Source organism: Sphingobium indicum BiD32 (assembly GCF_000382885.1).
Lineage (GTDB): Bacteria > Pseudomonadota > Alphaproteobacteria > Sphingomonadales > Sphingomonadaceae > Sphingobium > Sphingobium japonicum_C.
Window position 1 is genome coordinate 1 of record NZ_CAVK010000221.1, and the last position, 2,989, is coordinate 2,989.

Sequence of the window (2,989 nt, forward strand, 5' to 3'; positions counted from 1 at the left end):
GCGATGACGGAGGGGTGTCGCCCTATCGTGAGGGCGACGTCTATGCGCCCAGCCACGGCGTCGTCTATCCCACGCTCACCCTGCTGGCCGATATGGGCCTGATCGCCGAACAGCCGGGGCAAGGCAGCCGCAAGTTGTTCGCTGGTGATGGAGCGGATCGCGTCGCTGGCGCAAAAGGCCGAGCGTAGCGATGGCGCGCCGGTGCGCCGGGCGATGCACAATCTGATGATCGCGGTGCGCGGCGGCTTGAAAAGGAAGGGGCCGATGCCCAGACCATGTTCGACGTCGCGTCCTTGATCGACGAGGCCGCCACCAGGATCGAAAGGCTATAAGTGATGACGCTGACCGCCCATGTGCCCACTACCAACGCCAGCCGCTATCTCCAGCAGCTATGCAAACATTGGAGCCACAAGTTCGAGACGGAGTTCGACCCGCAGGCGGGTGTCGTTATCCTCCCGATGGGAGCTATCCGCATGGCCGCGCAGGACGAGGCGCTGGTGGTGGCGATCGACCCCAAGCCGGAGGCCGATGTGGCGCTGTTCAAGAAGGTGGTTGCGGACCATCTCGACCGCTTCGCGTTTCGCGAGGCACCGCTGGCCTTTGATTGGAAGTGAGCTGCGTGTTTACTTCTAAAATTCCCGTTCGTGCTGAGTAGGGACTGAGCGAAGTCGAAATGGCTACTCAGGACGAACGGGGTTTGGGTCGCACCACATCAGGCACGGCATCAAACCTCCCCGATCATCTCCGCCAGCACCGCCAGGCAATCCTTGCCAAGTTGCGCGGAACGGGCGGGGGACCAGCCGAAATCGGCGTCGGGCAGGTCGTCATTATCCTTGAACGGCATTTCCAGCGTCATCGCCACCGCGCCAAAGCGTTCGGCGACCTGGTTGGTGGACATGGACAGGTTCGCCCGCCCCTCCCCAGCCACCGGATAGCCAAGCCGCGTCTGGAAATCGGGGGTGCGCGCCGCCAGCGTGTCGCGATAGCGGTGGTAGAGGGTCAGTTGGCGTTCGGTGATCGAGGGGATGCCTTCAAAGCCGGCAATGAACACGGCAGGAATCGCTTCGTCGCCATGCACGTCGATGGCGAGATCGACGCCGGTTGCGTCCATCGCGGCGCGGACCAGAAATACCTCCGGGCTGCGCTCCATCGACGGTTCATGCCACTCGCGGTTCAGGTTCACCCCGACCGCATTGGTGCGCAAATGGCCCCGGCGGCTGCCGTCCGGGTTCATGTTCGGCACCAGATGGATTGTCGCCTGTTGCCGCAACAGCCGCGCGACCGAATCCTCTTCATCGCACAGACGCTCCAGCGCGCCTTCCATCCACCATTGCGCCATGGTTTCGCCGGGATGCTGGCGGGCATAGAGCCAGACCTGCTTTGGCCCCTCTCCTACGCTCAGCAGGTCGATCGGCTGGCCGTCCAGCGTCAGCCCCAGTTCGCGATGGGTGACGCCCGGCTGGCAGGCGGCAAAGGCGATCAGGTCGTGGTGGCGCTCCATTGAATAGGGCGCGAAATAGGCGACCCACACAGAATTGCTGTCCGGTTCCAGCCGGATCGTCAGCGTGCCATCGGCATAGCTGGTGTCGGCCTGGCTCCAGGTCTCGCGATCCTCGCTGACCCGCGCCTTATAATTGGCCCAGCCGTCGGGATAGGCCGACCCGCCGCAATTGACGATCGCCAGTTCCACCGCGCGTGCAGCAGCATTGGCCACGCGGAAATGGAACCATTGATAGAAATCGCTCTGATGATCGGTCACGATTTCCAGTTCGGCGCGGACGGCCTCTGGCGTGTCGGTGATGGAAAGGACGCGGATATTACCGCTGTCGAACGCGCTGGTGATGGAGATGGTCATTTGACGGTTATAGTGCGCCCGGATTCGCCCGGATAGCCCCCGATCAGCGCGGCGCTGAGCTTTTGTGCGGCCAGCCCCGGTTGCGCGGCGGGCGTGCCTTCGCGCGCTTCGCTCAAGGCGCGGCCTTCCCAGATCATGGTCGAATCGGCACGGCGGCGCAGTTGGACATGCAACTCTGTGGTGACGATATCCTTGGGCTTGCCCGACAGGTTGATGCCGATGCCGACCCCCATGCCGGAAAAGCCGCCACTGCCGATGCCGCCGCCCACGCCGACGCTGACGGGCTTGTCGCTGCTGCGGTCGATGCCCGACGGGCGAAAGCTGCGGCGGAAGGCGACGCTGGCGACATAGTCGCTGGTCGCGCCCGCGGCGACCGGGGTGAAGCCGACCCGCTGCCATTCCTGCGCCACGGCGGCGGCATAGGTGCGGAATTCCAGGCTGATGTCAGGATTGCCGCGCATTTCCTCCACCGCGATCGTACCGCTGCGCGCGGGATCGCCGATATGGAAGCGGGTGACCTCCACCGGGGGAATTGCCGTCGCGCACGCGCTCAAGGACAAGGCGAGGCTGGCGGCAAGAATCAGGCGCTTGGACATGGCATCTACTCCGACGGGACATTCACCGCTAAACGACACGGACGGTATAATTCCTTCAACGCTCCAAGCCAGCATCTTGCTGCATGAGGGATGAACAGGGGCAAAAGTGACGCCGCCGGACTTGACTTAAGGCCGTCCCGCCCATAGGGGCAGCGCTTCGATTTTCCGCTAAAGCCAGATTCTAAGAAGGCAGACTTCCATGAAGATCCGCAACTCGCTCAAGTCGCTCAAGGACCGTCATCGCGATAACCGCGTGATCCGCCGTCGCGGCCGCACCTATGTTATCAACAAGACCAACCGCCGCTTCAAGGCCCGCCAGGGCTAAGCAGCGGGGTAAGGTCTGGCATCGTCTGCGGACGGTGGCTGGCCCTTCTACCTTTGGGACCATTGAGTCCTGTCCGAGCGCCTGGTCGATGCCGATCAGGCGCTCGACGCATTTGTGCGCCGTCAGGTGATTCGGGCCGGGATTTAGGACGCAATGTCTTTGGCCTGCATCCCCCAACCTCCGTTCGTTTCGCGCGAAGTCGAGAAACCGCGC

General features: G+C 63.4%; 4 protein-coding genes and 1 pseudogene. 3 read left to right on the forward strand and 2 right to left on the reverse strand.

Going from position 1 to position 2,989, the window contains the following annotated elements:
* A pseudogene (locus EBBID32_RS25050) lies at window positions 1-188 on the forward strand (hypothetical protein); the annotation flags it as partial.
* Between the two features lie 147 nt (window positions 189-335).
* Entirely contained in the window at window positions 336-614 is a 279-nt protein-coding gene (locus tag EBBID32_RS19905; protein WP_006965230.1) for a DUF2218 domain-containing protein, read from the forward strand.
* 110 nt (window positions 615-724) lie between these two features.
* On the opposite strand, the gene EBBID32_RS19910 is transcribed toward EBBID32_RS19905, so the two are convergent.
* Both EBBID32_RS19910 and EBBID32_RS19915 read right to left on the reverse strand, forming a co-directional pair.
* Entirely contained in the window at window positions 725-1,855 is a 1,131-nt protein-coding gene (locus EBBID32_RS19910) for a M14 family metallopeptidase (protein WP_006965232.1), read from the reverse strand.
* Complete coding sequence (locus EBBID32_RS19915; protein WP_006965234.1) at window positions 1,852-2,451, reverse strand: hypothetical protein; 600 nt, start codon at window positions 2,449-2,451, stop codon at window positions 1,852-1,854. Before EBBID32_RS19915 ends, EBBID32_RS19910 begins: the two co-directional genes overlap by 4 nt.
* Window positions 2,452-2,650: 199 nt before the next feature.
* On the opposite strand from EBBID32_RS19915, the gene ykgO reads away from it, so the two are divergent.
* Window positions 2,651-2,776, forward strand: a complete 126-nt coding sequence (ykgO, locus tag EBBID32_RS19920) for a type B 50S ribosomal protein L36 (RefSeq protein WP_003046794.1) — start codon at window positions 2,651-2,653, stop codon at window positions 2,774-2,776.
* The last annotated feature ends 213 nt before the right edge of the window (window positions 2,777-2,989 follow it).

Excerpts from the sequence above, each read along its gene's own strand:
- EBBID32_RS19905 (WP_006965230.1), top strand. The coding sequence starts at position 336 with ATGACGCTGACCGCCCATGTGCCCACTACCAACGCCAGCCGCTATCTC.
- EBBID32_RS19915 (WP_006965234.1), bottom strand. The coding sequence starts at position 2,451 with ATGTCCAAGCGCCTGATTCTTGCCGCCAGCCTCGCCTTGTCCTTGAGC.
- ykgO (WP_003046794.1), top strand. The coding sequence starts at position 2,651 with ATGAAGATCCGCAACTCGCTCAAGTCGCTCAAGGACCGTCATCGCGAT.
- EBBID32_RS19910 (WP_006965232.1), bottom strand. The coding sequence starts at position 1,855 with ATGACCATCTCCATCACCAGCGCGTTCGACAGCGGTAATATCCGCGTC.